This window comes from Stenotrophomonas sp. Sm6012, assembly GCF_030985895.1.
GTDB lineage: Bacteria > Pseudomonadota > Gammaproteobacteria > Xanthomonadales > Xanthomonadaceae > Stenotrophomonas > Stenotrophomonas forensis.
Genome location: NZ_JAPTFX010000235.1, coordinates 1 through 3,524, shown reverse-complemented (window position 1 = coordinate 3,524; position 3,524 = coordinate 1). Strand labels below are relative to the sequence as shown.

Annotated in this window: 4 protein-coding genes; 2 read left to right on the top strand and 2 right to left on the bottom strand. The window is 67.7% G+C overall.

From position 1 onward, the window contains the following. Nucleotides 1–89 precede the first annotated feature (89 nt). Together O0J73_RS21850 and O0J73_RS21845 are read right to left on the bottom strand one after the other, a co-directional pair. Nucleotides 90–884, bottom strand: coding sequence for a MetQ/NlpA family ABC transporter substrate-binding protein (locus O0J73_RS21850; protein WP_006471536.1), 795 nt, complete (start codon nucleotides 882–884; stop codon nucleotides 90–92). Nucleotides 885–910: 26 nt separating this feature from the next. Beyond that, nucleotides 911–1,882 (bottom strand): YafY family protein, encoded by a 972-nt coding sequence (locus tag O0J73_RS21845; RefSeq protein WP_008267051.1) that lies wholly within the window; start codon nucleotides 1,880–1,882, stop codon nucleotides 911–913. An 81-nt stretch (nucleotides 1,883–1,963) separates the two neighbouring features. Between O0J73_RS21845 and O0J73_RS21840 the strand changes: the two genes are divergently transcribed. Together O0J73_RS21840 and O0J73_RS21835 are read left to right on the top strand one after the other, a co-directional pair. Beyond that, nucleotides 1,964–2,566, top strand: coding sequence for a hypothetical protein (locus O0J73_RS21840; RefSeq protein ID WP_308309626.1), 603 nt, complete (start codon nucleotides 1,964–1,966; stop codon nucleotides 2,564–2,566). Between the two features lie 106 nt (nucleotides 2,567–2,672). Beyond that, on the top strand, nucleotides 2,673–3,449 hold the full coding sequence (locus O0J73_RS21835; RefSeq protein ID WP_006471539.1) for a DUF481 domain-containing protein: 777 nt from the start codon (nucleotides 2,673–2,675) through the stop codon (nucleotides 3,447–3,449). Nucleotides 3,450–3,524: the final 75 nt, after the last annotated feature.

Sequence of the window (3,524 nt, the reverse complement as noted above, 5' to 3'; positions counted from 1 at the left end):
GGCCGGCAACCCCATGATCCTTGGCGGCGTTTGCCGATTGCCGGCCGGCGGCCGGCACTACCGCATGGCCAGAGCGTGCGTAGCGCCGGTCAGAACGCCGGCAGCACCGCGCCCTTGTACTTGGCTTCGATGAAGGCCTTCACCTGCGGGCTGGTCAGCGCCTTGGCCAGCTTCTGCACGCGGGCATCGTCCTTGTTGTCCGGGCGCGCGACCAGGAAGTTCACGTACGGCGAATCCTTGCTTTCGATCGCCAGCGCGTCCTGGGTCGGGTTGAGGCCGGCATCCAGCGCGTAGTTGGTGTTGATCAGGGCCAGGTCGACCTGGTCCAGCACGCGCGGCAGCATTGCCGAGTCCAGCTCGCGGAACTTCAGGTTCTTCGGGTTGGCGATGATGTCGCGCTGGGTCGACAGCGCGTTGGTCGGGTCCTTCAACTCGATCACGCCGGCCTTGTGCAGCAGGATCAGCGCGCGGCTGTTGTTGCTCGGGTCGTTCGGGATCACCACGTCGGCGCCCTCACGCAGCTCGGCCAGCGACTTGATCTTGCGCGAGTACGCACCGAACGGCTCGATGTGCACGCCGATCACCTTCACCAGGTCGGTCTTGCGGTCGCGGTTGTAGGCATCCAGGTACGGCTCGGTCTGGAAGTAGTTGGCGTCCACCTGCTTCTGCACCAGCTGGTCGTTGGGCTGCACGTAGTCGTTGAACACGCGCACGTCCAGGTCCACGCCTTCCTGCTTGAGGATCGGTTTGACCACCTCGAGGATCTCGGCGTGCGGCACGGCCGTGGCGGCCACCACCAGCTTCTGCGAGGGTTCGCCGGATTTGCCGCAGGCGGTCAGGGCCAGCGCGGCGGCGAGCAGGGGCAGCAACAGGGTCTTCTTCATGGGGGGTGGGGTTCTCGTGGGGAGGGTCAGGCGTTGTCGTAGTTGCTCAGGGCCAGCTCGAGCAGTGCCTTGGCCTGCTCGCGCAGCATCACCGGCTCCACGATCTCGGCATCCGAGCCATAGTGCAGCACGTCCATCAGCAGCTCGCGCGAGACGCTGTACGGCACCTTCAGTTCATAGCGGCCATCGGCCAGGAAGCGGCCCTGCTGCTTGGAGTGCCAGTGCTCGTCGGCCACCCAGCGCGCGGCCTTGGCGCTGAACAGGATGGTCGCCCAGCCCTTCGGCGCGCCGGAGAAGATCCCGTAGCTGGCGCCCAGCTGCTCGTCCAGTTCGCTGTCAGCAACATCGCGGGCGGTGCTGTCGACCACCCGCGCCTTGTGGATGCGATCGACGGCGAAGCTGCGCAGCGCGTCGCGGTCGTGGTCCCAGGCATCCAGGTACCAGTTGTCGCGGTAGTGGGTCAGGCGCTGCGGCGAGACCGTGCGCTTGGTCGGCTCGTCGGTGGAGCGGGCGCGGTACTCGAACGCCAGCTGGCGGCGCTCCAGCACCGCCGACGCCACGCTGCGGAAGCTGCCTTCATCGAACTTGCGGCCACGGTGCGGGATCACCCGCACGCGGTCCACCGGCCAGCTGGAGACGCCTGCCTGGGCCGCCAGCAGGCTTTCGATGCGCTGCTGCAGCGGTGCCAGCACCGACGACAGCACGCCGCCGCCGGTGCGCGCCAGCAGGTGCTGCGAGGCCAGCAGGGCATGCAGCTCCTCCGAGCTCAGCCACAGGCCGGGCAGCTCGAAGCGATCGCTTTCGTCGGCGTGGTAGCGGAAGCCGGCCTCACCGTCGCCCTCGATCGGCGCCATCAGCGCGTCGCGCAGGAAGGCCAGGTCGCGGTAGACGGTGGCACGGGAACAACCGAGCTTGTCCTGCAGGGTCGCCACCGTCACCGGATAGCGCGCGGACTTGAGCAGACGATGCAGGGCGGTGATGCGTTCGTATCGGTCCATACCCCCGATTATGTCCGACTCGCGGGTCTTGTGTGGGACGTTTGGGCTATCGCGGTCGCCCCCACCCCCATGGAACGCCCGATGCGCCGGTTGCCTGCCCTGTCCCTGCTGGCCTGCCTGCTGCTGGCTGCCTGCGATCGCGCACCGGTACCGGCCAGCACCGAAGCCCCGGTACCGGCCGCCGATCCGGCGCAGGCCGTGCTGGGCGCCAGCCAGCGCTTCGCCGCGCTGCGCAGCTTCCACGCCGAGCTGGAGCTCCTGGGCGCCCCCCAGCCGGTGCGCAGCGCCATGGACTTCGTCGCCCCCGACCGTTTCCGCGTGCAGACCCCGGCCGGACCGCAGACGATCATCGGTGACACGCTGTTCCTGCAGGCCGAGGGCGCGATCCGCCAGGTGCCGGCCCCGCCGGGCCTGCTCGAACAATGGCGCAACCCGTTGCCGGCCGATGCCCTGCCCGCCGACCTGCAGGCCGAGGACCTGGGCCCCCGGACGCTGGATGGGGTCGAGACCCGCCACTACCGACTGCGTGGCAGCCAGCCCGGTGAGCGGCTGGAGTACTGGGTCGATGCCCAGGGCCTGCCGCGGCAGCTGGTGCGCAGCGGCAGCAGCAATGGCCGCAGCTTCCAGTTGCGCCTGCGCTACTCGCGCTTCAACGATCCGGCATTGCGCGTCGATCTGCCCTGAATAGGCGATCGCGGCAACGTTCGCTGAAGCGCGCATTGGATCGATTCGGACCGCCATCACGCTTCCAGTATCATCACCGGCTGTCAATCGCTTCGGAGAAGCCTCGATGTCCCTGCGCGTGTCCCTGCTGATTCCCCTGCTGCTGTGCGCGCCGCTCGCGTATGCACAGGATGCTTCCGAACTGGCGGCGATGTCCTCGCCGTGGAGCGGCAGCGGCGGCGAGCTCGGCTTCGCGTCGGCACGCGGCAACAGCAGCACCGAGAGCTTCAACGGCCGCCTGCGCCTGCGCTACACCGATGGCGACTGGGTGCACAGCATGGACCTGTTCGGCCTGCGCTCGAGCTCGAAGGTGACCGAGACCGCCGACGACGGCACCACCACCCGTCGCAACAACACCACCGCCAACCGCTACACCGGCAGCGCCGGCAGCGCGCTGCAGCTGGGCGAACACCGTCAGCTGACCGCGACGGTACGTACCGAACGCGACGACTTTGCCACCTACGACCGCCAGAGTTCGTTCGGTCTGGGCTACGGCACCCGCCTGTGGAACACCGAGCGCTTCTCCTTCGACGCACAGATCGGCCCCGGTGTGCGCCGCACCCACAGCACCGAGGACGACCGCACCCGTACCGGCATGATCGGCCGCGGCCTGTTCGACCTGAAGTACTCGCTGACCGACAACACCGACCTGGTCAACACCCTGCTGGTCGAATCCGGTTCGTACAACACCTTCGGCCAGAATGACTTCGGTGTTTCGGTGAGCATGAACGAGCACCTTGCGCTGAAAGCCGGCTGGCAGGCGCGTTACAACAGTGACGTGGCCGAGGACAAGCGCAAGACCGATACGCTGACCACGATGAACGTGGTCTACAAGTTCAAATAAGCAACGGGCGCCAGAGGCGCCCGTTCTTCTTTCGGGTAGTGCCGGCCGCGGGCCGGCAACTGCGCTCAATCAGGA

Coding starts and splice junctions, on each gene's coding strand:
- O0J73_RS21850 (WP_006471536.1), bottom strand. CDS start 884: ATGAAGAAGACCCTGTTGCTGCCCCTGCTCGCCGCCGCGCTGGCCCTG.
- O0J73_RS21845 (WP_008267051.1), bottom strand. CDS start 1,882: ATGGACCGATACGAACGCATCACCGCCCTGCATCGTCTGCTCAAGTCC.
- O0J73_RS21840 (WP_308309626.1), top strand. CDS start 1,964: ATGCGCCGGTTGCCTGCCCTGTCCCTGCTGGCCTGCCTGCTGCTGGCT.
- O0J73_RS21835 (WP_006471539.1), top strand. CDS start 2,673: ATGTCCCTGCGCGTGTCCCTGCTGATTCCCCTGCTGCTGTGCGCGCCG.